The sequence below is a fragment of the Brevundimonas sp. genome, from assembly GCF_036963785.1.
Lineage (GTDB): Bacteria > Pseudomonadota > Alphaproteobacteria > Caulobacterales > Caulobacteraceae > Brevundimonas.
Genome location: NZ_JBALUS010000003.1, coordinates 121683 through 142059 on the forward strand (window position 1 = coordinate 121683; position 20377 = coordinate 142059).

24 protein-coding genes are annotated in these 20377 nt (G+C 68.5%); 7 read left to right on the forward strand and 17 right to left on the reverse strand.

Going from position 1 to position 20377, the window contains the following annotated elements; translation table 11 throughout:
* Window positions 1-32: 32 nt before the first annotated feature.
* Together hrcA and grpE are read left to right on the forward strand one after the other, a co-directional pair.
* On the forward strand, window positions 33-1121 hold the full coding sequence (gene hrcA / locus V7672_RS07270; protein ID WP_335623931.1) for a heat-inducible transcriptional repressor HrcA: 1089 nt from the start codon (window positions 33-35) through the stop codon (window positions 1119-1121).
* On the forward strand, window positions 1118-1789 hold the full coding sequence (grpE, locus tag V7672_RS07275; RefSeq protein ID WP_335623932.1) for a nucleotide exchange factor GrpE: 672 nt from the start codon (window positions 1118-1120) through the stop codon (window positions 1787-1789). The genes hrcA and grpE overlap by 4 nt, the downstream gene beginning before the upstream one ends.
* Window positions 1790-1808: 19 nt before the next feature.
* Here grpE and V7672_RS07280 read toward each other — a convergent pair whose 3' ends face one another.
* Together V7672_RS07280 and V7672_RS07285 are read right to left on the reverse strand one after the other, a co-directional pair.
* Window positions 1809-2711, reverse strand: a complete 903-nt coding sequence (locus V7672_RS07280; protein WP_335623933.1) for a dienelactone hydrolase family protein — start codon at window positions 2709-2711, stop codon at window positions 1809-1811.
* A gap of 82 nt (window positions 2712-2793) precedes the next feature.
* A complete protein-coding gene (locus tag V7672_RS07285; protein WP_335623934.1) occupies window positions 2794-3213 on the reverse strand; it encodes a hypothetical protein in 420 nt (139 codons plus the stop codon).
* A gap of 353 nt (window positions 3214-3566) precedes the next feature.
* On the opposite strand from V7672_RS07285, the gene dnaK reads away from it, so the two are divergent.
* The 4 genes from dnaK (at window position 3567) to V7672_RS07305 (ending at window position 8539) form a co-directional block, all read left to right on the forward strand.
* A complete protein-coding gene (gene dnaK / locus V7672_RS07290; protein ID WP_335623935.1) occupies window positions 3567-5480 on the forward strand; it encodes a molecular chaperone DnaK in 1914 nt (637 codons plus the stop codon).
* A gap of 193 nt (window positions 5481-5673) precedes the next feature.
* Window positions 5674-6882, forward strand: a complete 1209-nt coding sequence (gene dnaJ / locus V7672_RS07295) for a molecular chaperone DnaJ (RefSeq protein WP_335623936.1) — start codon at window positions 5674-5676, stop codon at window positions 6880-6882.
* Window positions 6879-7628, forward strand: coding sequence for a 4-hydroxy-tetrahydrodipicolinate reductase (dapB, locus tag V7672_RS07300; RefSeq protein ID WP_335623937.1), 750 nt, complete (start codon window positions 6879-6881; stop codon window positions 7626-7628). Before dnaJ ends, dapB begins: the two co-directional genes overlap by 4 nt.
* Before the next feature lie 11 nt (window positions 7629-7639).
* Window positions 7640-8539, forward strand: coding sequence for a DMT family transporter (locus V7672_RS07305; protein ID WP_335623938.1), 900 nt, complete (start codon window positions 7640-7642; stop codon window positions 8537-8539).
* A gap of 6 nt (window positions 8540-8545) precedes the next feature.
* On the opposite strand, the gene V7672_RS07310 is transcribed toward V7672_RS07305, so the two are convergent.
* The 3 genes from V7672_RS07310 to coaBC all read right to left on the reverse strand — a co-directional run bounded on the left by V7672_RS07310 (window position 8546) and on the right by coaBC (window position 10727).
* Window positions 8546-8902, reverse strand: coding sequence for a hypothetical protein (locus V7672_RS07310; protein WP_335623939.1), 357 nt, complete (start codon window positions 8900-8902; stop codon window positions 8546-8548).
* Between the two features lie 128 nt (window positions 8903-9030).
* Window positions 9031-9480 carry a dUTP diphosphatase gene (gene dut / locus V7672_RS07315; RefSeq protein WP_335623940.1) on the reverse strand — a complete coding sequence of 150 codons (450 nt, stop codon included), beginning with the start codon at window positions 9478-9480 and terminating at the stop codon, window positions 9031-9033.
* A complete protein-coding gene (gene coaBC, locus V7672_RS07320; RefSeq protein ID WP_335623941.1) occupies window positions 9477-10727 on the reverse strand; it encodes a bifunctional phosphopantothenoylcysteine decarboxylase/phosphopantothenate--cysteine ligase CoaBC in 1251 nt (416 codons plus the stop codon). The genes dut and coaBC overlap by 4 nt, the downstream gene beginning before the upstream one ends.
* 138 nt (window positions 10728-10865) lie before the next feature.
* Between coaBC and V7672_RS07325 the strand changes: the two genes are divergently transcribed.
* Window positions 10866-11387 (forward strand): S-type pyocin family protein, encoded by a 522-nt coding sequence (locus V7672_RS07325; RefSeq protein ID WP_335623942.1) that lies wholly within the window; start codon window positions 10866-10868, stop codon window positions 11385-11387.
* Here V7672_RS07325 and V7672_RS07330 read toward each other — a convergent pair.
* The 12 genes from V7672_RS07330 to V7672_RS07385 all read right to left on the reverse strand — a co-directional run bounded on the left by V7672_RS07330 (window position 11384) and on the right by V7672_RS07385 (window position 20369).
* Window positions 11384-11800 (reverse strand): helix-turn-helix domain-containing protein, encoded by a 417-nt coding sequence (locus V7672_RS07330; protein WP_335623943.1) that lies wholly within the window; start codon window positions 11798-11800, stop codon window positions 11384-11386. The genes V7672_RS07325 and V7672_RS07330 overlap by 4 nt on opposite strands.
* A 148-nt stretch (window positions 11801-11948) precedes the next feature.
* A complete protein-coding gene (gene lnt / locus V7672_RS07335; RefSeq protein WP_335623944.1) occupies window positions 11949-13556 on the reverse strand; it encodes an apolipoprotein N-acyltransferase in 1608 nt (535 codons plus the stop codon).
* Window positions 13553-14038, reverse strand: a complete 486-nt coding sequence (gene ybeY, locus V7672_RS07340; protein ID WP_335623945.1) for an rRNA maturation RNase YbeY — start codon at window positions 14036-14038, stop codon at window positions 13553-13555. Before ybeY ends, lnt begins: the two co-directional genes overlap by 4 nt.
* Window positions 14035-14982 carry a PhoH family protein gene (locus V7672_RS07345; protein WP_335623946.1) on the reverse strand — a complete coding sequence of 316 codons (948 nt, stop codon included), beginning with the start codon at window positions 14980-14982 and terminating at the stop codon, window positions 14035-14037. The genes ybeY and V7672_RS07345 overlap by 4 nt, the downstream gene beginning before the upstream one ends.
* A complete protein-coding gene (miaB, locus tag V7672_RS07350; protein ID WP_335623947.1) occupies window positions 14983-16365 on the reverse strand; it encodes a tRNA (N6-isopentenyl adenosine(37)-C2)-methylthiotransferase MiaB in 1383 nt (460 codons plus the stop codon).
* A 53-nt stretch (window positions 16366-16418) separates the two neighbouring features.
* The gene (locus tag V7672_RS07355) at window positions 16419-16892 is read right to left on the reverse strand and encodes a Fur family transcriptional regulator (protein ID WP_335623948.1); all 474 of its coding nucleotides are present in this window, start codon (window positions 16890-16892) and stop codon (window positions 16419-16421) included.
* A 27-nt stretch (window positions 16893-16919) separates the two neighbouring features.
* The gene (locus V7672_RS07360; RefSeq protein ID WP_335623949.1) at window positions 16920-17345 is read right to left on the reverse strand and encodes a GNAT family N-acetyltransferase; all 426 of its coding nucleotides are present in this window, start codon (window positions 17343-17345) and stop codon (window positions 16920-16922) included.
* Window positions 17342-18061: a tRNA (adenosine(37)-N6)-threonylcarbamoyltransferase complex dimerization subunit type 1 TsaB gene (tsaB, locus tag V7672_RS07365; protein WP_335623950.1), complete on the reverse strand. Its 720-nt coding sequence runs from the start codon at window positions 18059-18061 to the stop codon at window positions 17342-17344. The genes V7672_RS07360 and tsaB overlap by 4 nt, the downstream gene beginning before the upstream one ends.
* 16 nt (window positions 18062-18077) lie before the next feature.
* A complete protein-coding gene (locus V7672_RS07370) occupies window positions 18078-18491 on the reverse strand; it encodes a helix-turn-helix domain-containing protein (RefSeq protein ID WP_335623951.1) in 414 nt (137 codons plus the stop codon).
* Between the two features lie 75 nt (window positions 18492-18566).
* Window positions 18567-19199 carry a helix-turn-helix domain-containing protein gene (locus tag V7672_RS07375; RefSeq protein WP_335623952.1) on the reverse strand — a complete coding sequence of 211 codons (633 nt, stop codon included), beginning with the start codon at window positions 19197-19199 and terminating at the stop codon, window positions 18567-18569.
* 53 nt (window positions 19200-19252) lie between these two features.
* Entirely contained in the window at window positions 19253-19816 is a 564-nt protein-coding gene (locus tag V7672_RS07380) for a NifU family protein (protein ID WP_335623953.1), read from the reverse strand.
* Window positions 19817-19904: 88 nt separating this feature from the next.
* A complete protein-coding gene (locus V7672_RS07385) occupies window positions 19905-20369 on the reverse strand; it encodes a universal stress protein (protein ID WP_335623954.1) in 465 nt (154 codons plus the stop codon).
* Window positions 20370-20377 lie beyond the last annotated feature (8 nt).

Here is a 20377-nt window from a genome sequence, read left to right on the forward strand (position 1 = left end):
CCGGCCCCCGCAGATGCCGGACGGAGCTGCCCATGATCACGACGCCCTTTCATCCCTCGCCGTCCCTGACCACCCTGGACGCCCGGGCGCGCGACATTTTCCGCAGCGTCGTCGAGACCTATCTGGAAACGGGCGAGCCGGTCGGGTCGCGGACCCTGTCGCGCGGGACCATCGCCCTGTCGCCGGCCTCGATCCGCAATACCATGCAGGACCTGACTCTGGCGGGCCTGCTGGCCTCGCCGCACACTTCGTCCGGCCGGGTGCCGACCCATGCGGGTCTGCGCCTGTTCGTGGACGGCCTGCTGGAGATCGGCGACGTCGGCACCGAGGAGCGGCGCGAGATCGATGCGCGGCTGGCCGGTCTGGCGCGTCCGGGCGGGCGGGTCGATTTCGATCAGGCGCTGAACGAGGCGTCTTCCCTGCTGTCGGGGCTGGCGGGCGGGGCCGGGATTGTCGCCAGCCCGGTGCGCGACACGGGCATCAAGCACGTCGAGTTCGTGGCGCTGGGCCACGATCAGGCCCTGGCCATTCTGGTGGCCGAGGACGGACAGGTCGAGAACCGCCTGATGCCGATGGGGCCGGGCATGACGCCGTCGACCCTGCAGGAGGCTTCGAACTTTCTGAATGCGCGGCTGAAGGGACGCTCCCTGACCGAGGCCCGGGGCGAGATGAGCCAGGAGCTGTCGACGGCGCGTCAGGCGCTGGATGCCGCCGCCGCCCGGCTGGTCGAAGACGGCATGGCGGCCTGGTCGGGGGCGGCGGGGCCGCGGTCGCTGATCGTGCGGGGGCGGGCCAATCTGCTTCAGGATCGCGAGGCGCTGGAGGATCTGGACCGGGTGCGGGTGCTGTTCGACGATCTGGAGCAGAAGGAACAGCTTATCGGCCTGCTGGACGGGGTGTCCGAGGCCCAGGGCGTGCGCATTTTTATCGGCGCCGAGACGCGACTGTTTTCACTTTCGGGTTCCTCTGTGATCGCCGCGCCCTATATGACGGGGCGACAACGGGTGCTGGGCGCGGTCGGCGTGATCGGCCCCACGCGTTTGAACTATGCCAGGATCATTCCGTTGGTGGACTACACCGCCCGCGTACTGAGCCGACTGTTTGACGGACAAGAGCCTTGAACGACACACCGCACGACCCTGACTTTGACGACCTGAACGGCATCGATCCGGCCGATGAGGCCGATGCCGAGGCGGGCCTGAATTCCGATCCTGCCCATACAGGGGTGGGCATGGACAACCTCGACGCCATCATCGACGAGCGCGACCAGTGGAAGGACCGGGCGCTCCGCGCCGTGGCCGAGGTCGAGAACATCAAGCGCCGGGCCGAGACCCAGAACAATGACGCCCGCGCCTATGCCATCCAGCGCTTTGCCCGCGACCTGCTGGGCGTGGCCGACAACCTTGAGCGGGCCCTGCAGGCGGCACCCAAGGATGCCGAAGGCGCGGCCGCCGGTCTGGTGACCGGGCTGGAGTTGACGCAGAAGTCGCTGCTGTCGGCCTTTGCCAGCAACAATCTGGTGCGCGTGGCCCCCGAGGCGGGTGAGGCGTTCGATCCACACCTGCATCAGGCCATGATGGAGCAGCCCTCCGAGACGGTGCCCGGAGGGTCGGTGATCCAGACGCTGCAGGCGGGCTATGCCCTGTTCGGGCGCACGGTGCGTCCGGCCATGGTGGTCGTGGCGGCCAAGGGATCCGGACCCGCGCCCGGCACCTCGGCCTCAGACGCGGCCCATGCCTATGAGGCGGCGGCCTCGGCGACCGGCGGCGCCCACGACTCGAAGGCCTGATTATTTGGGGTCTGAGGCCTCAGGCCTTCAGGCGCGCGTCGAACAGGCCCAGCAGTTTTGCCCAGCCGTCGGCGGCGGCATCGGCTTTGTAGCTGGCGCGGTAGTCGGCGTGGAAGCCGTGCTGGGCCCCGTCATAGACGTCGATGCGGCTGTCGGTGCGCCCGGCGCGCTGCAGGGCCTGGCGCATGACCTCGACGCTGGCCAGCGGAATGCCGCGATCCATCTCGCCATAAAGGCCCAGCACCGGCGCCTTGAGATCGGCCGCGAGATCGACGGGCCAGGGCTGGCCGGCGGCGATCTGTTCGGGTGTGGCATCGGGGGCGGGGGCCAGACGCCCGTACCAGGCGACCCCGGCGTCGATGGCAGCAAAGCGGGCGCAGGCCTGCCACACGACCTTGCCACCCCAGCAGAAGCCGGTGATGCCGACCTTGTCCGCCCTGGCCCAGAGCTGGCGCGACAGCCATTCCATGCCGGCGGAAATGTCGCCCATGACCTGTTCATAGCCGGCCTGGCCGACGATTTCCTGGATGCGGCCGAAATCGGTCAGGGGCGCGGGATCCGCGACCCGCACGAAGAAGGCCGGGGCCATGGCCGCATACCCCGCCTTGGCCAGCCGACGGCAGATGTCGCGGATGTAATCGTGCACCCCGAAGATCTCGGAAGCGACGATCACCACAGGAAAGGGGCCGTCGCCCACGGGGCGCGCAACATAGGCGGGCAGATCGAAGCCGTCGGGGGCCGAATAGGCAATGGTCTCGGTGACGAGGCCTTCGCTGTCGGTGACGATCGGGCTGGCATCCTGGGCGAGAGCGGCCGGGGCATAGCCCGCAAACATCAGGCCGGTCAGGCCCCCCGTCGCCAGCGCCCTGCGGCTGAAACGGAAATCCTGATCGGTCGGGCCTTCGGGGCGGGTCAGGCGCATCGGACGGTCTCCTCAAGGTCAGGCGTTGAGCCTGCGCCCTGTGCTCCGGGACGTCCAGTCATGATCGGCGCAGCGACCCGGGTCAGCGGGTGAAGTAGTAGTCCGCGATGCGGCAGACGTTGATGCCCACCCGTTCCAGCCGCTCGCCGTTCGAAAACTCCGCCCGCACCACATAGACACAGGCGCCGGAGCCATTGTCGACGTCGATGACCGCACTGTCGCCGGTCGCCAGCGCCTCGGGCGTCAGAAGGTCGCCGCGCCAGTCGGTCCGGGTAGGGTCGGTGGCATAGAGGCTGACGATGGTCCAGCCGGTCTGGTTATGGACGCGCACGCGGCGATTCTGTCCGTCATTGGACGACTGGGCGCCGCGCGTTGTCCCGCGCGACTGATCCGCGGACTGGGCCCAGCCGGGCGCCGGCGCCGCCAACAGGCAGGCCGAAAGGGCCAGGAGACCTGTCGCGCAAACAATGCCGCAGAGCCGCAGGCCGGAAAACTTGGACATAAGGGCGTCATCCCTGCATCGAGTGGTATCCAGAAATCGCAGTTTCCGGGCGGTGTGACCTGTTTAGGCGCCCCCCATACTGGCGTCCAGCCGATGCTGAGACACCTGACGGAGCCTGATTATCGTCTTCCGTGAGGCGGTGAGGCGATCTCAGCCCCGATCGCAGCGGGCCCGTATGCACGAAAGGGCTTGCGGGTGCCCCTGCGCTTCCCATATCGGCATCAGCCGGTGCAAAGCCCCTTGTCTCTCTGGGGATTTGCCCGAACCGAACACCAACCCCCCGGGGGTGGCTGACAGGGGCGCTCAGACGAGGCCCGGAGCCATCCGCCGAACAGGAGCAAGACGTAGAGTCCATGAGCAAGATCATCGGCATTGACCTCGGTACGACCAATTCGTGCGTAGCCGTCATGGACGGCAAGACCCCGAAGGTTATCGAAAACGCTGAGGGCAACCGCACCACCCCGTCGGTGGTGGCGATCCAGGATGGCGGCGAAGTGCTGGTCGGCCAGCCCGCCCGCCGTCAGGCCGTGACCAATCCGGCCAATACCCTGTTCGCCATCAAGCGCCTGATCGGCCGGAATTTCGACGACCCCGTCGTGGCCAAGGACAAGGGCATGGTGCCCTATGAGATCGTCAAGGGCCCGACCGGCGACGCCTGGGTGCGCGCCCAGGGCAAGGATTATTCGCCGCAGCAGATCTCGGCCTACACCCTTCAGAAGATGAAGGAGGCCGCCGAGGCCTATCTGGGCGAAAAGGTCGAGAAGGCGGTCATCACCGTCCCGGCCTATTTCAACGACAGCCAGCGCCAGGCGACCAAGGATGCCGGCAAGATCGCCGGCCTCGAAGTCCTGCGCATCATCAATGAGCCGACGGCGGCCGCGCTCGCCTATGGCCTCGAGAAGAACGACGGCCAGAAGATCGCGGTCTATGACCTGGGCGGCGGCACCTTCGACGTCTCGATCCTCGAGATCGGTGACGGCGTCTTTGAGGTGAAGTCGACCAATGGCGACACCTTCCTCGGCGGCGAGGACTTCGACCTGCGTCTGGTCGACTACCTGGCCGACGAGTTCAAGAAGGAGCAGGGCGTCGACCTGCGTCAGGACAAGCTGGCCCTGCAGCGCCTGAAGGAAGAGGCCGAAAAGGCCAAGAAGGAGCTGTCCTCGACCACCCAGTACGAGGTCAATCTGCCGTTCATCACCATGAACGCCTCGGGCCCGCTGCACCTGAACATCAAGCTCAGCCGCTCCAAGCTGGAAGCGCTGGTCGAGGATCTGGTCCAGCGCACCATCGCGCCCTGTGAAAAGGCGCTGAAGGATGCCGGGCTGAAGGCCTCGGACATTGACGAAGTGGTGCTGGTCGGCGGCATGACCCGCATGCCCATGGTTCAGGAAGCCGTGAAGAAATTCTTCGGCAAGGAGCCGCACAAGGGGGTCAACCCCGATGAGGTCGTGGCGCTGGGCGCCGCCGTTCAGGCGGGCGTGCTGCAAGGCGACGTCAAGGATGTGCTGCTGCTGGACGTGACCCCGCTGACGCTGGGCATCGAGACGCTGGGCGGCGTGTTCACCCCGCTGATCGAGCGCAACACCACCATCCCGACCAAGAAGAGCCAGACCTTCTCGACCGCCGAGGACAACCAGTCGGCCGTGACCATCCGGGTCTTCCAGGGCGAGCGGCCGATGGCGGCGGACAACAAGATCCTGGGTCAGTTCGACCTGATGGGGATTCCGCCCGCACCGCGCGGCATGCCGCAGGTCGAGGTGACGTTCGACATCGACGCCAACGGCATCGTCCACGTCTCGGCCAAGGACAAGGCGACCAACAAGGAACAGTCGATCCGCATCCAGGCCAATGGCGGCCTGTCGGATGAGGACATCGACAAGATGGTCAAGGAAGCCGAGGCCAATGCCGCGGCCGACAAGCAGCGCAAGGAAACGGTCGAGGCCCAGAATTCAGCCGACAGCCTGATCCATTCGACTGAAAAGGCCATGGCCGAGCACGGCGACAAGATCGGCGAGCCCGACAAGGCGGCCATCCAGACCGCCCTCGACGAGCTGAAGGCGGCGCGTGAAGGCTCCGATCTCGAAGACCTGCGGGCCAAGACCACTGCCCTGGCACAGGCCTCGATGAAGCTGGGCGAGGCCATGTATGCCTCGCAGCAGGGCGCAGCCGGTGACGGCGAAGACGCTGCGGCCCCGGCCGACGACGGCGTGGTCGATGCCGAGTTCGAGGAAGTCTCGGGCGACGAGGCGGACAAGAAGGCCGACTGACGACCGCGCCTTCCCCCGCAATCCGGGAAGGCACAATGCATCCGGCCCCGCTTGTCAGGCGACAGGCGGGGCCGTTTCATGAAACTTGCATCATGCGACCCGACACCCATGTCTGACAGGGTATCGGTTTCCGGCCAGCCTCCGCCCAAGAGGGGCGACCGGATCGAAACGGGATAATGAGGATCACGGCCAGATGGCGCAGCGCGATTATTACGAAATCCTGGGGGTTGAACGTACGGTCGATGCCGCCGGGCTGAAGGCCGCCTATCGCAAGCTGGCCATGCAGCACCACCCGGACCGCAACGACGGCTGCGAGGAGGCCTCGACCCGCTTCAAGGAAGTCTCCGAAGCCTATGCCGTCCTGTCGGATGCGCAAAAGCGCGCCGCTTATGACCGGTTCGGCCATGAGGGCGTGGGCGGCGGCGGTCAGGGACCGTTCGGGCGCGGCGGGGCCGGCTATGCCGACGTCAACGACATCTTCGAGCAGGTGTTCGGCGACGCCTTTGGCGATGTGTTCGGCGGGCGCGGCGCCCGCAGCGGCGGGCCCCGGCGGGGATCGGACCTGCGCTATGATCTGGAGATCACGCTCGAGGACGCCTATCGCGGCACCGACGTCGAGATTTCCTTCCCCACGACCACCGCCTGTGAGCCCTGCGAGGGCACGGGGGCCAAGCCGGGCACCCAGCCGGTCACCTGTTCGACCTGTCAGGGCGCGGGGCGCGTGCGTCAGGCCAACGGCTTCTTCCAGGTCGAGCGCACCTGTCCGCACTGCGGCGGCGCCGGCAAGCGCGTGGCCGAAGCCTGCACCACCTGCCGCGGTCAGGGGCAGGTTCGCCGCTCGCGGACCCTGTCGCTGAAAGTACCGGCCGGGGTCGATGACGGGTCGCGCATCCGCCTGACGGGCGAAGGCGATGCCGGGCTGCGCGGCGGCCCGCGCGGCGACCTCTATGTATTCCTGTCGGTCAAGACGCACGAGCTGTTCGAGCGGGACAATCTGGACCTGCTGGTGACGGTGCCGGTGCCGATGACGGTGGCGGCGCTGGGCGGGGCGATCGACGCCCCCTGCCTTGTGTCCGAGGCCTGCGACGGGCGCTGCAAGGCCCCGGTCCAGGTGCCCGCGGGCGCCCAGACCGGCAAGACCATCCGCATCAAGGGCAAGGGCATGCCCCACCTGAACGGCAAGCAGCGCGGCGATCTGGTCGTCGAGCTGTTCGTCGAGACGCCCTCGGACCTGACGCCCCGCCAGAAGGAGCTGATGCAGGAACTGGCCCAGTCGTTCGGCGAGGACCAGAACCCGCGCAATTCCAGCTTTGCCGGCAAGGCCAAACGCTTCTGGGCTGATATTCTGGGGGGCGACGGCGACGGGCCGGGCGCTTCCTCCTCGCGGGAGTCCGCCGCGTGAACGCCCTGTTCCACGCCGGGATTTCCGGCGCGCGCGGGCGGATGGGACGGGCGGTCAGCCAGGTTCTGGATGCCCGCAAGGATGTGGTGGTCGCGGCCCGCTTTGATCGCGGCGAACTGCCCGATCTGTCGCTGTGCGATGTGATCATCGATTTCTCGACGCCCGAGGCCTCGGTTGAACTGGCCGAGCGCTGCGCCGAGGCGGGCGGGCCCGCGCTGGTGATCGGCTCGACCGGCCTGTCGCCCGAGGAAGAGGCCCGGATCGAGGCAGCGGCCGACAAGGTCGCCATCGTCCGCAGCGGCAATTTTTCGCTGGGCGTCAACATCCTGATCGGTCTGGTCGAGCATGCGGCCCAGCGGCTGGACGCGCGTGACTGGGACATCGAGGTGCTGGAATCGCACCACCGCAAGAAGGTCGACGCGCCCTCGGGGACTGCCCTGATGCTGGGCGAGGCCGCGGCCAGCGGGCGAAATGTCGAGCTGGACGATGTCCGCGCCGCCCCGCGCAACGGCGTCGGCGAGCCCCGCGCCGAGGGCGAGATCGGCTTTGCCGCCCTGCGCGCCGGGGGGATCATCGGCGAACATTCCGTGATCTTCGCCTCGGACGACGAGGTGCTGACCCTCAGCCATTCGGCCATCGACCGCTCGCTGTTCGCCAAGGGCGCGGTCGCCGCCGCCGCCTGGGTGCGCAACCGCCGCCCCGGCCTTTACGACATGCAGGACGTGCTGGGCTTCCGCCAGGCCTGAGGGGAGACGCCGTGATCCGGCTGGAGGGCATCACGGGCGGCATCTTGCTGAGGATTCTCGCGGCGGGCAGTTTCTCGCTGATGTCCGGCCTGATGAAGCTGGCCGCCGAGACCGGCGTCACCGCCCCTGAAATGATGTTCTACCGCGCCGTCTTCGGCCTGCCGGTGGTGCTGGCCTGGGTGATGATGGGGCCGGGCCTCAAGGCCATCACGACGCGGCGGCCCCTGATGCATCTGTGGCGGTGTGCGCTCGGGGTGACCGGCATCCTGTGCCTGTTTCAGGCCCTGACCCTGCTGCCGCTGGCCGATGCGACGACGCTCGGTTTTACCGCGCCGATGTTCGCCACCCTGCTGTCGTTCCTGTTCCTCAAGGAGGCGGTCGGGCGGCATCGCTGGCTGGCGGTCCTGGTCGGCTTTGCCGGGGTGATGATTGTCATGCGCCCGGGCGGGGATGCCCTGCCGGCGATGGGGGTCGCGTTTGCGCTGGTGGGTGCGGGCTTTTCGGCCGGGGTGACCGTGACGCTGCGCCACCTGAGCCAGACCGAGCATGTGGCGGCCATCGTCTTCTGGTTCTTTATCGCCTGCGCGGTCGTGGGCGCCCTGCTGCTGCCGGCATTTGGCAGCCTGCATCCGCCGCTGGCCTTTGCCTTCCTGGTGGGGGCCGGCATGGCCGGGGGCGTGGCCCAGCTGGCCATGACCGAGTCGCTGCGGCTGGCGCCCGTGTCGGCGGTCATGCCCTTTGACTATCTGCAGATCGCAGGCGCCGTGCTGTTCGGCTGGCTGGCGCTGTCGGTCGCGCCCTCGATCTCGTCGCTGGCGGGGGCCGCCCTGATCGTCGCCAGCGGGCTCTATACGGCCTGGCGCGAGCAGGTCCGGCGGCGGGCGGTCACGGCCCCCACGCCGCCGATCTGATTGCCGTCAGTGCGCGTGGGCGTGCCGGCGCCCGAACACCAGACTTTTCAGGAAGAAGAAGACGGCGATGACGATGGCATAGCCGATGAACAGGGCGAACAGGGCCAGCCAGAAGCCGCCGCTCAGAAGATCCGGCAGGGCAAAGGCGCCGCCGTCCAGCACCGGCCGCACGACGGTGATGATCACATGGATGACGGCCGCCGCCAGAGCCGTCGGGAACAGCCGGCCCCAGCTGGCCATCAGCACGGCGGCCACGGCCGCGATGATCAGGCCCAGCACCTGGTTGACGCCGTCAAAGCCCCCTTCTGCGAGGGCAAAGATGCCCCTCAGCAGTTGTCCGATCTGATCCAGCAGGCCTTCCATGCCGGTCCTCCCTGTCCATGACGACCCCCGACGCGGGGGCCAGATATCGTCAAGGTTAACACCGTTCTGCGGAAATGGCTCCCGGGGGCGCCGGATCGGTGGAGGGGGATGGCTGAACCGGCGTCGGTCTAGCGGCCGGTCGAGCCGAAGCCGCCGGCGCCTCGGGCGGTCTCGTCGAGGCTGTCGACGACCGACCATTCCGCCCGCTCATGGGCCGCGATGACCATCTGGGCGATGCGCTCGCCGCGCCGGATGACAAAGGCCTCGCCGCCCAGATTGGCCAGGATCACCCCGACCTCACCGCGGTAGTCGCTGTCGATGGTGCCGGGGCTGTTCAGACAGGTGATGCCGGCCTTGAGCGCCAGACCGGAGCGGGGCCGCACCTGGGCCTCGAAGCCCACAGGCACGGCTATCTTCAGACCGGTCGGCACCAGGGCCCGGGCGCCAGGCTCGAGCACCATGGGCTGGTCCTCCGGCACAGCGGCGCGCAGATCCATGCCCGCCGCGCCGTCGGTTTCATAGGCCGGCAGGGGCAGGCCCTCGGCGTGGGGCAGTTGCACGAGCGCGATGCGGGTCATGAAGCCTCTTTCGAAAAACGGGCGACGACCGCGCGCACCAGACGATCGGCCACGGCGGTCTTGGTGGTCTCGGGCCAGGGCTCGGGGGCCTCGCCCTTGCGGAACAGGATGACCCGGGTGTCGTCACGCCCGAAGACACCCTCCGACACATCATTGCCGACGATCCAGTCGCAGCCCTTGGTCTCCAGCTTGGCGGCGGCGCGCGCCTCCAGCTGGCCGGTCTCGGCAGCAAAGCCGATGACCAGGGCGGGGCGCCGCTCAGCGCGGGTGGCCAGAGCCTTCAGGATGTCCGGGGTTTCGACCAGCGACAGGGCGGGCGGCCCCTCCCCCGGCTGCTTCTTGATCTTGGTGTCGGCGGCGCCCGCAACCCGCCAGTCCGAGACCGCCGCCGTCAGAATGGCGAGGTCCGCGGGCAGGGCGGCCTCGACCGCCGCCAGCATCTGGTCGGCCGTCTCGACCGACACCCGGTCAACACCGGCGGGCGTGTCCAGCGCCACCGGCCCGGAGATCAGGGTCACGCGCGCGCCAGCCCGGGCGAGGGCACCGGCGATGGCATAGCCCTGTTTGCCGCTGGAGCGGTTGGTCAGGCCGCGCACGGGGTCGATCGGCTCGAACGTCGGTCCGGCGGTGACGAGGGCATGGCGGCCGGCCAGAGGACGGGCCAGCAGCCCGGCCTTGCCGTCATGGGCGAGGATGACGTCAAGGATGGCTGCAGGCTCGGCCATGCGGCCCGGGCCATATTCGCCACAGGCCATTTCGCCGTCGTCCGGGCCGACCACCGTATAGCGGGGCTCGGCAAAGCCTTGCAGGGTGGACAGATTGGCCTGGACCGCCGGGTGCAGCCACATGCGGACATTCATGGCGGGCGCCAGCAGCACCGGGGCGTCGGCGGCGATCAATGTGGTCGAGGCCAGATCATCGGCCGCACCCGTGGCGGCCTTGGCCAGCAAGCCGGCGGTCGCGGGTGCGACGACGATCAGATCGGCCCAGCGCGACAGTTCGATATGGCCCATGGTGGTCTCGTCCTCTGACGAGAACAGGTCCTGGCGTACCGCACTGCCGGTCAGGGCCGCCAGCGACAGCGGGGTGACGAATTCGGCGCCCGAGCGGGTCAGGACGGCCTTCACCTCCAGCCCCGCCTTGCGCATCAGCCGCACCAGCTCCAGCGCCTTGTAGGCCGCGATACCGCCCCCCACGATCAGCAGGACGCGGCGCACAGCGGGGCGAGCGGGACGATGTTCGGCCATGCGTCTTCCTTAGCCGCCCCTCCCCGCCCCGTCGAGCAGCGGCCGTTTCGCGAAATCCGGTTCACCGAACAGGAACATTGCAAGAACATTAATCTTGTGCTTTTGTCCTCCCCGGCGGGTTCCTTGAGGGAGGGTTAGATGCGCCAGACAAATCTGTTTCTGATCGTGGCCGGTTTGGCCGCTCTGGGTCTTTCGGCCTGTGACAATGGCGCCTCGGCGGTCGAGACGCGCGACCGTGCGGCGGTGGCCGAAGAGGCCAAACCGGCCGACGCCGGATCGGGGGGCGAGGCCGCCAAGAACGCAGGGGCCGCCGCCGGGGCCAAGCCGGCCGTCACCGCCAACCGGCGCGAGACGACCGAGGCCAAGGTCCAGCGGTTGTTTGAACGGAACGGGGCGGATTTCGGCACGACGACGGTCGAGGCCTATCTGGCGGCAATCACGGCCTTCACGACCACACCGCCTGCAGATGCCGAGACGGTGCGCCGGGCGAATGGCGATACGCTGATCTATCAGGCCTCGACCAACACCTTTGCCGTGGTCGATTCCGACGGGGTGCCGCGCACCATGTTCAAGCCCGACGACGGGGCGGCCTACTGGGCCAAGGAGAAGGCGGCGGCGCCGACCTTCGGCCAGCGGCGTTCGGGCAGCGAGAGCCGCTAGTCGGCCGTTTCGGTTTCGGGCGTGTCCAGCATTTCGCGGATCAGATCCAGCGCCAGGCGCTGACGTTTGGCCGACAGCTGGGGCGCCAGCCGGGCGATCTCGATCGTCTGGCGGGTGGCGGGAAAGTCATGCTCGAACTCGGCGCCCTCTTCGGCCATGCCGGCGGCACCTTCGGCCAGACCGTCGAAGAAGTAGCCGACGTCGACCTTGAAGAAGCGTGAGATGTCGAACAGCTTGGACGCCGAGATCCGGTTGACGCCCTTTTCGTACTTCTGGATCTGCTGGAAGGTCAGACCAAGGGCGCGGCCCAGATCGCTCTGGTTATAGCCCAGGCTGATCCGCTTTTCGCATACGCGACGCCCGACATACCGGTCTACCGGGTGGGGCCCATCGACGCCCTTGCCTCTCGCCATCGTCTCTTGTCCTGTTGCAGCGCGTTGACGCCGTCATGCGCCCGTCAAAACGCCCTGTCACCTAAAAATCAAGACAGATACGGGGCGAAATACTGCGCACACGCCTGACAGGGGAATTCTCTGTTTGCGTACGGCACCGGACACACGGTCAGCGTCGGACTCGTCGGACGAGGGGCAAGAACCGGTCGCCGATCGCGAGCAGCAAGGCCCCCAGGGTCAGCAACCAGAATCCGAGATCGCCGATCCGTCCGAACAGGGTCGGAGACAGGGCGGCCGGCAGGCGGGTGTCGATCACACCGCTCTCGCCCGGGTCCAGCCGGGCGCCGGGGTCGACCCGGCCCCAGGGGTCGATCAGGGCCGAGATGCCGGTCGGCGTGGCGCGCACGACGGGCAGGCCCGTCTCGATGGCGCGATAGGCGGCCAGATTCAGATGCTGGACCGGGCCCGAGGTGCGCCCGAACCAGGCGTCGTTCGAGACATTGGCGATCCATAGCGGTCGATCCGCGCCCACACCCCGGGTGAAACCGGGATAGAGGCTTTCATAGCAGATCAGCGGCTGAAGATCGGGCAGGCCCTCCAGCTTCAGCGGCGCCGGACGCGGCCCCGGGCTGAAATCGGCGGCCACATGCACGAGGCTGCGCACCCCGATACGGCTCATCAGGGCCCCGGCCGGCAGATATTCGCCGAACGGCACCAGCCGGTGCTTGTCATAGATGCCGGTGACCTCCAGCCCGCTCTCGCCGCCCCGACGGACAGCCAGCAGGCTGTTGTAGAAGCGGGCGCCGACCTCGGTTGACGGGTCCGGTTCGGCGCGGCTCATCCCCATGAGCAGGATCTGGCCCGGCTGCAGCACATTGCGGAGCGCCGCCGCTTCCCAGGCGTCGGGGGCGAGTACGGCATTGGCGGTATTGGGCAGGGCGCCCTCGGGCCAGATGATGACGTCGGGCACGCGCGCGCCGGGACGCCCGGTCAGATTGACGTAGCGGTCGACGATCGAGCGATAGGCGTCAGGCGTCCACTTCGACTGCTGGTCGACATCGGCCTGAACGATGCGGATGACCGTCGGCGTCATCTCGACCTGGGCGCCGGTCAGGCGGAAACCGCCCCAGACGTAGAGGGCGAGGATCAGCACAACCCCCAGCGCCGCCTTGCCGGCCCGGGCCTTGCGGTTGCCGGGCATCATCAGGGGGCCAAACGAGGCGAAGGCCGCCACGGTGAGAAAGCCGAGACCATAGACACCGACGAGGGCCGCCACCTGCGACGGGGCCGAGCCCGCCTGCCAGCTGGCCCCCGCCGGATTCCAGGGAAAGCCGGTCAGCACATGGCCGCGCAGCCATTCCACGAGGGCGAACAGGGCGGCAAAGGCCAGCACCCGGCGCACACCCTTGACCTCAAGGTTGCGATAGACCGCCAGCGCCAGACCCCAGAACAGGCCCATGCCCATGGGGAGCAGCGCGGCGGCAAAGGGCGCCATCCAGGCCTGGGCCGGATTGACCAGAAAGGCCTCGGCCACCCACCAGCAGCCGACGAGGAAATAGGCAAAGCCCGCCAGCCAGCCCATCCAGAAGGCTCCGCGGCGATCGGGGGAGCCGTCGGCCAGCACCAGCAACAGGGCATAGCCCAGCAGGCCCGGCAGGATGCCGAACGGCGGGTGGGCGAAGGCCGCTCCGGCGCCCGCCAGCAGGGCAAGGCACGCGCGCAGCAGGCGCATCCGGCCGGTCAGACGAGCGGTTGGGTTAACGGTCGCGTCGGTCATGGCTCGCGATCCAGAATGGCACGATAGGGATCATCAATCCCGAGACCTGCAAGAAGCGTACGCTCGCGCGCCTCCATGAGCTCGGCCTCCTCGTCGGCCTGATGGTCGTGGCCCTGAAGGTGCAGCAGGCCGTGGATGACCAGATGGGAGAGGTGATGGGCGAGAGATTTGCCCTGGTCGACGGCCTCACGCCGGCAGACGCCGAAGGCCAGGATGATATCGCCCAGATAGGTGTCTTCGGCCGGCGCGCCGGGGACCGCAGGGGCTGGAAAACTCAGCACATTGGTCGGGGCGTCGCGGTCGCGAAACCGGGCGTTCAGGGCCTGAACCGCCTCATCGTCCTCAAGCAGCACGGTGGCCAGCGGCTCGTCATCGGGCATGGGGGCACCGCCCAGCACGGCCGCTGCGGCGCGCCTGACCACCGCCTCGACATCGGGCAGGGCCCCGGCCCACGCCGGATCCTCGACCTGTATCTCGATCATGTGCCGCCGCGCGCGCCGTCCGCGTCATAGGCCCGCACGATCCGCTCGACCAACGGGTGGCGGATGACGTCCTCGGCGGCGAATTCGACCACGCCGACACCCTCGACGCCCTTGAGAATACGGAGCGCGTGCGACAGGCCGGAGTCACGCGGATTGAGCAGGTCGATCTGGGTCGGGTCGCCGGTCACCACCATGCGGGAGTTCTCGCCCAGCCGGGTGAGCACCATCTTCATCTGCATGCGCGAGGTGTTCTGGGCCTCATCGACGATGACGAAGGCGTTCTTGAGCGTACGGCCGCGCATGAAGGCGATGGGGGCGGTCTCGATCTCGCGGCGGTCGCGGTGGGCCTGGACCTGTTCCGGGCCCAGAACCTCGTTCAGGGCCTCCCATATGGGGGCCAGATAGGGGTCGACCTTTTCATTCAGGTCGCCGGGCAGAAAGCCCAGCTTTTCGCCGGCATCGACAGCGGGACGGGTGACCACCAGTCGGCTGACGCTTTTCGCCCGCAGGAGCGACGCCCCATAGGCGGCCGCCAAGAAGGTCTTGCCGGTGCCCGCCGGGCCCACGCCGAAGCTGAGCGGGCAATGGGTCATCATGTCGACATAGCGGCTCTGGGCCAAGCCCGTGGGCGTGATGGCCCCCTTGCGGCCAAAGGCCAGCACCCCGCCGGTGGCGGCCGCGCCCCTCCGGTCCTGACGCAGGATGGCGATGACCAGATCGTCGGTGATCTCGACCCCCTGCTCGACCTTGGCCGACAGGCTTTCGATCATGCGCCGGGCATCGGCCCGGTCGCGCGGCGAACCGTTGATGCGGATGCCGCCGCCGGGCGCGTCGAGATCGACGTCATAGGCGGACTCCATCCGGGCCAGATGGCGGCTGTTGGGCCCGACCACCTGACGCAGGACGCCGTCCTCGAGGGTGATGAATTCGCTGCCGCGCGCCATTCAGGCCGCCTGTTCCGAGCGGGGCATCAGACGCCCCTTGAGACTGTTCTGCTGGCCCGCCGTGATCTCGACCTCGACGATCTGGCCGATCAGGTCGCGCGCGTCCTCCACATGGACCGACTGCAGGTAGGGCGAGCGGCCAATAGCCTGTTCGTCATGCCGTCCGGGCTTTTCGAACAAGACCGGTAGCACGCGCCCGGCCTGGGACGCATTGAAGGCCGCCTGTTGGTCCAGCAGCAGGGCCTGCAGCCGGTGCAGACGCTCGCGCGACACTTCGGCGGGCACCTGGGCCCCCATGGTGGCGGCGGGCGTTCCCGGGCGCGGCGAATACATGAAGGAGAAGGCCGAGGCGTATCGGACCTCGCGCACCAGCTCCATCGTCGCCTCGAAATCGGCCTCGGTCTCGCCGGGGAACCCGACGATGAAGTCGCCGGACAGGGCCAGATCGGGCCGGACCGTCCGCAGGCGCTCGACCAGATCCAGATATTTGGCCCGGCCGTGTTTGCGGTTCATCAGGCGCAGGATGCGGTCCGAGCCCGACTGCACCGGCAGATGCAGATAGGGCATCAGGGCGTCCAGCTCGCCGTGGGCGACGATCAGGTCCTCGCCCATGTCATTGGGATGGCTGGTCGTATAGCGGATGCGGTCCAGACCCGGGATGTCGGCCAGGGCATAGGCCAGTCGGGCCAGCGACGAGGGCGTGCCGTCCGGCCCTTCGCCGTCATAGGCGTTGACGTTCTGGCCCAGCAGGGTGATCTCGCGCACCCCCTGATCGGCCAGCGCACGCGCTTCTCCGAGGATGGCGGCGACAGGCCGCGACCATTCGGCGCCGCGGGTATAGGGCACCACGCAGAAGGTACAGAATTTGTCGCAGCCCTCCTGCACGGTCAGGAAGGCGGTGACGCCCTGCACGCCCCGGGCCTTGGGCAGGGCATCGAATTTGTCGACCGGGGCGAAGTCGGCGCCGATCCGCTCGCCGCGCGCGCGGGCCGTGCGGGTCAGCAGTTCGGGCAGCTGGTGATAGGCCTGGGGCCCGACCACCAGATCGACGGCGGGCTGGCGGCGCATGATTTCCTCGCCCTCGGCCTGGGCGACACAGCCGGCGACGGCGATGGTCATGGCGCCCGCTTTTTCCTCCTTGAGGATCCGCAGCTTGCCCAGCTCGGAATAGACCTTTTCGGCGGCCTTCTCGCGGATGTGGCAGGTGTTGAGGATGACGAAGTCCGCGTCCTCGACCGTCTCGGTCGGCGCATAGCCCAGCGGGCGCAGGACATCGGCCATGCGCTCGGAGTCATAGACATTCATCTGGCAGCCGTAGGTCTTGATGAACAGGCGCTTGGGCGCACCCGCTCCGGCCTTGGGCAGGGTCTCGGTGTCGGTCATGGTTCGCTTATGAGGGCAGGGCGTGGCGCCCGCAAGGCGGGGGCGGGACCCGGTCAGGCTTCCTCGGTGTCACGCTGGCTGTGACGCTTGTAGATCAGGCCTTCGCGGTCCGACGGCTCGGCGCCGGGCGTGGGCTTGCCATACAGTTCCAGCTTGTGGCCGATCAGGTCAAAGCCGAGGCGTTTGGCGATCTCGGTCTTCAGCCGCTCGATCTCGGCGTCGTAGAATTCGATGACCTCGCCCGTCTTGGTGTCGATCAGGTGGTCGTGGTGGTCGTCGCCCGCCTCTTCATAGCGGCTGCGACCGTCGCCAAAGTCGTGCTTTTCGACGACGCCCGCCTCTTCGAACAGGCGCACGGTGCGGTAAACGGTGGCGATCGAGATGTGCGGATCGACCGCCGAGGCGCGGCGGTACAATTCCTCGACATCGGGGTGGTCTTCGGCCGCAGACAGCACCCGCGCGATCACGCGGCGTTGCTCGGTCATCCGCATGCCGCGGTCGGCGCATAGTTTCTCGATCCGGTCCATGGGCAAAGAATAGGGCCTTGGCGGGCTCTAGGGAAGCGTCCCGCCCAAGTTGCGAGTGAGAATCAGGGCGTCGACCGCCGGACCCTCGCTGCGCGCATAGTAGCCGCGGCGGCGTCCGCTCTCGATCATGCCCAGCCCCTGGTAGAGCGCCCGGGCGGCGGTGTTGTCGGCGGCGACCTCAAGGAAGACGTCGCTGACCCCGCGGGTGCGGCAGGTGGCCAGCGCCGCCTGCATCAGGGCGAGGCCGCGTCCGCGGCGCCGGGCCTCGGGCAAGACCGCAAGCGTCAGGACCTCGGCCTCGTCCCCCGCCCGACGCATCAGGATGAAGCCATCGGGCTCCACCTCGGCCCAGACGCCGGGCTGGGCCAGCAGGTCGCGAAGGGCCGCTTCCGTCCAGGCAGGCGTGATCGCCCGGGCGTGGATATCCGCCAGCCGGGCCGCATCGATGCTCATACCCGCTCAGGCCGGGGCTGGCCCGGCAGGCGCGTCGGCGGGGTGGCGTCGGGGGCACGCAGATAGAGGGGCTCGAGCCCGGTCGGGTCCGCTTGCCCGGCACGGATCGTTGTCAGATGGACAAGGGCTGCCGGATCGGGGCCTTCGACCGGCCCTGCGTCCGACGGTTCGGGTGTGATCAGGTGTGCGCCACTGCCGATCACCCGCGCCTGGGGGCTGGAGGCGCCCAGCAGGGCGGTTGCATCCTCGATCGTCATGGCTCCGGCGGCCTGCATCGGGGCGCGGGCAAGCGCGGGGTCAATCTCCCCGACATCGTCGACGGGCCCCCAGAGCGCCAGATAGACCTGACCCCGGCGGGCATCCATCACGGCCGCAATCGGAGAGGGGCTGTCGGATTCGGCCAGATGCGCCTGAACGGCCAGCGCATCGAGCGAGGACAGGCCAATGGGGCGGGCACCGGTGGCGGCGGCCAGTCCCTGGGCGAAGGCCAGTCCGACGCGGAGACCGGTGAAGGAGCCCGGCCCGCGCGTGGCCGCGACGACCTCAAGCGCGGATGCCGGAATGCCGGCCTCGGCCAGCACCGCCTCGACCAGAACGGGAAGCCGTTCCTGATGGCCCCGGGTCATCGCCTCGGACCGGGACGCGACCACCCGGGCCTCGCGTCCGAGGGCGACCGTGCACAGGCCTTGGGCCGTATCCAGAACCAGAAGGGTCATGAGGCCCGCCCAGGGTTCAGGGGTGGGCGCCCGACGGTTCGGCCAGGGCCTCGGCCAGAACCACCAATGCCCGTCGCGCCCGGCTCCGGGGAATGCGGGAGAAGGCGGCGGCCAGCCTCCCGGCGGGTGTGGCGGCTGAAGCCAGTGTGGCGGGCGGCACCGCGTCCGCCGTCAAGGATGGGTCGTGCACCGGAAAAAAGCTGCCCGCCTCGGCCCCCAGCGCAAGGGCGATCTGATGGAGACGCGAGGCCGAGATGCGGTTGATGCCGGTCTCGTATTTCTGGATCTGCTGAAAGCTGACGCCCACGCGTTCGGCCAGGGCGATTTGCGAAAGGCCCATCGCCTGCCGTCGCCCGGCGATCCGGGCGCCGACCCAGGTGTCGACCGGCGTGCCCTCGCGGCTTGTCTGACGTCTGGACTGACGGGACACCCGATCCCTCCGATGAATACGCTTTGTCGAACCTAAAACGTTTCATATGCGCTGCGGAATTGAAATGCAAGTGTTTCACGTTTCGTTGCGAGAGACGACGGTGGACAGGCGGACAACCTCTTGCCGGGCAAGGCGCTCGGTCTGGTCCAGGCCTGCGGACCCGCCCTTCAGAATGAGAAAATCCCGGTCGGCCCCGTCGAACAGGCGGACACGCGTATCGCCATCGGCTGTCTCGACCACACAGCCCTGTCCCCGGCGCGGCCAGCGGCCGGGATCGCAGACCAGAACCACGCCGCTGGACGCCCAGGGCCAGACCTCTTCGGTGTGGACCGGAAACGTGAAGGTTTCAGTATCCGGGGGGACCGGGGCTTCGGCGGCCTGGAAGGCCCTCGAGCGTGCCTCTACGCCGCGGCCACCCTCCCCTTCCCCGCTGGGCTGAGGCGGCGGCGGGCCGCGCTCCAGCGACAGGGCGTCAGGCGTCGCACCGAGGGCCGCGGTCAGACGGGTCTGGATGTCGGGCCGGAACAGCCCGGCGCGCTTGCCCGCCTCATAGAGGCCCCACCCCTGCCCGGTCATGCCGACCCGTTCGCCGGCCTCGGCCTGGCTGAGGCCGGCGGCGTGCCGCAGGCGGGCGAGCGCCTCGCCGAGGGCGGCGAGTTCGGCCTGCATACGGGCCTTGACCTCATCGGATGACGCAGACAGTCGCATGGCCCCGGTTTACCACGCAGGCGGGACAGGGCGACGAAAAAGTTGGACCGGACTCAGAGGGTCTGTTCGACCTGGGTCACTTCGGGGATGTAGTGGCGCATCATCTGCTCCACCCCCGCCTTGAGCGTGGCGGTGGAGGACGGACAGCCCGCGCAGGCGCCCCGCATCCGCAGCGTCAGGAGGCCGGTGGCCTCGTCGAAGGAGTCGAACAGGATATCGCCGCCGTCCTGGGCCACGGCAGGCCGGATCCGGCTGTCCAGCAGGGCCTTGATCTCCTGCACGATCTCGGTGTCCTCGGTGCCGTCGCCCGGTTCCTCGCCCGAGGCCCCCGCATTCAGCACCGGGCGGCCTGAAACGAAATGGTCCATGATGGCGGCCAGGATCGGCGCCTTCATCTCGGACCAGTCGGGCCCGTCCGGACCGCGGGTGACGGCGATATGGTCGGCGCCCAGCATCACACCCGCGACATTTTCCAGCTCGAACAGGGCTTCGGCCAGAGGCGAGGCCGTCGCCTCGTCGATGGTGCGAAACTCCAGGGTGCGGTCGGGTGAGACCTCCCGTCCGGGGAGGAATTTGAGCGCCTGCGGGTTGGGCGTGGTTTCGGTCTGGATGAACATGGCCCTGACATGCGCCCGCTGCGCGGCGCATTCAAGGGCTGCGCTCACGCAGCAAGACGCCGCGTGCCGAGAGTTGGCGCGCCCACTTTTACGCCAGGTCGTCGATCTCGCTATCGCTCAGTTCGCCCGGCACGATGGTCACCGGCAGCTTGCGCCCGCCCAGCGAGCCCTGTTTCAGGATGGCGCTGATCAGGGGACCCGGCCCCCGGCCCCCGCCGCCCGAGGCCAGGATCAGGATCTTGATGTCCGGATCCTCGTCGACGACCTTGCGTAGGGCGGCCAGCGGATCCCCCTCCTCGATCAGGAACAGCGGGGGGGCGCCGGAGCGATCGGCCGCCTCTTCGCCCAGCCGCATCAGCAGCGCCTCGGCCTCCTCGCGCAGCTGGCGGTCAATTTCGTCGCGGACACCCGACCAGTGGGCATCCGACCCATGGCCGATGACCCGCAGCAGGGCCACCCGACCGCCCGTCGAACGGGCGCGGCGGGCGGCATAGCGGAGCGCCGTCTCGAACTCGGGGCTGTCGTCGACGACCACCAGGAATTTACGCGGCATGATGTCCC

What these genes read in the sequence shown, in the direction of transcription:
- dut (WP_335623940.1), bottom strand. Translation starts at nt 9,480, where the DNA reads ATGACCCGCATCGCGCTCGTGCAACTGCCCCACGCCGAGGGCCTGCCC.
- V7672_RS07375 (WP_335623952.1), bottom strand. Translation starts at nt 19,199, where the DNA reads ATGCGACTGTCTGCGTCATCCGATGAGGTCAAGGCCCGTATGCAGGCC.
- dnaK (WP_335623935.1), top strand. Translation starts at nt 3,567, where the DNA reads ATGAGCAAGATCATCGGCATTGACCTCGGTACGACCAATTCGTGCGTA.
- ybeY (WP_335623945.1), bottom strand. Translation starts at nt 14,038, where the DNA reads ATGATCGAGATACAGGTCGAGGATCCGGCGTGGGCCGGGGCCCTGCCC.
- dnaJ (WP_335623936.1), top strand. Translation starts at nt 5,674, where the DNA reads ATGGCGCAGCGCGATTATTACGAAATCCTGGGGGTTGAACGTACGGTC.
- V7672_RS07360 (WP_335623949.1), bottom strand. Translation starts at nt 17,345, where the DNA reads ATGAGCATCGATGCGGCCCGGCTGGCGGATATCCACGCCCGGGCGATC.
- V7672_RS07330 (WP_335623943.1), bottom strand. Translation starts at nt 11,800, where the DNA reads ATGGCGAGAGGCAAGGGCGTCGATGGGCCCCACCCGGTAGACCGGTAT.
- V7672_RS07380 (WP_335623953.1), bottom strand. Translation starts at nt 19,816, where the DNA reads ATGTTCATCCAGACCGAAACCACGCCCAACCCGCAGGCGCTCAAATTC.
- lnt (WP_335623944.1), bottom strand. Translation starts at nt 13,556, where the DNA reads ATGACCGACGCGACCGTTAACCCAACCGCTCGTCTGACCGGCCGGATG.
- tsaB (WP_335623950.1), bottom strand. Translation starts at nt 18,061, where the DNA reads ATGACCCTTCTGGTTCTGGATACGGCCCAAGGCCTGTGCACGGTCGCC.
- hrcA (WP_335623931.1), top strand. Translation starts at nt 33, where the DNA reads ATGATCACGACGCCCTTTCATCCCTCGCCGTCCCTGACCACCCTGGAC.
- coaBC (WP_335623941.1), bottom strand. Translation starts at nt 10,727, where the DNA reads ATGGCCGAACATCGTCCCGCTCGCCCCGCTGTGCGCCGCGTCCTGCTG.
- V7672_RS07280 (WP_335623933.1), bottom strand. Translation starts at nt 2,711, where the DNA reads ATGCGCCTGACCCGCCCCGAAGGCCCGACCGATCAGGATTTCCGTTTC.
- V7672_RS07325 (WP_335623942.1), top strand. Translation starts at nt 10,866, where the DNA reads ATGCGCCAGACAAATCTGTTTCTGATCGTGGCCGGTTTGGCCGCTCTG.
- V7672_RS07385 (WP_335623954.1), bottom strand. Translation starts at nt 20,369, where the DNA reads ATGCCGCGTAAATTCCTGGTGGTCGTCGACGACAGCCCCGAGTTCGAG.
- miaB (WP_335623947.1), bottom strand. Translation starts at nt 16,365, where the DNA reads ATGACCGACACCGAGACCCTGCCCAAGGCCGGAGCGGGTGCGCCCAAG.
- V7672_RS07345 (WP_335623946.1), bottom strand. Translation starts at nt 14,982, where the DNA reads ATGGCGCGCGGCAGCGAATTCATCACCCTCGAGGACGGCGTCCTGCGT.
- V7672_RS07355 (WP_335623948.1), bottom strand. Translation starts at nt 16,892, where the DNA reads ATGGACCGGATCGAGAAACTATGCGCCGACCGCGGCATGCGGATGACC.
- V7672_RS07310 (WP_335623939.1), bottom strand. Translation starts at nt 8,902, where the DNA reads ATGGAAGGCCTGCTGGATCAGATCGGACAACTGCTGAGGGGCATCTTT.
- V7672_RS07285 (WP_335623934.1), bottom strand. Translation starts at nt 3,213, where the DNA reads ATGTCCAAGTTTTCCGGCCTGCGGCTCTGCGGCATTGTTTGCGCGACA.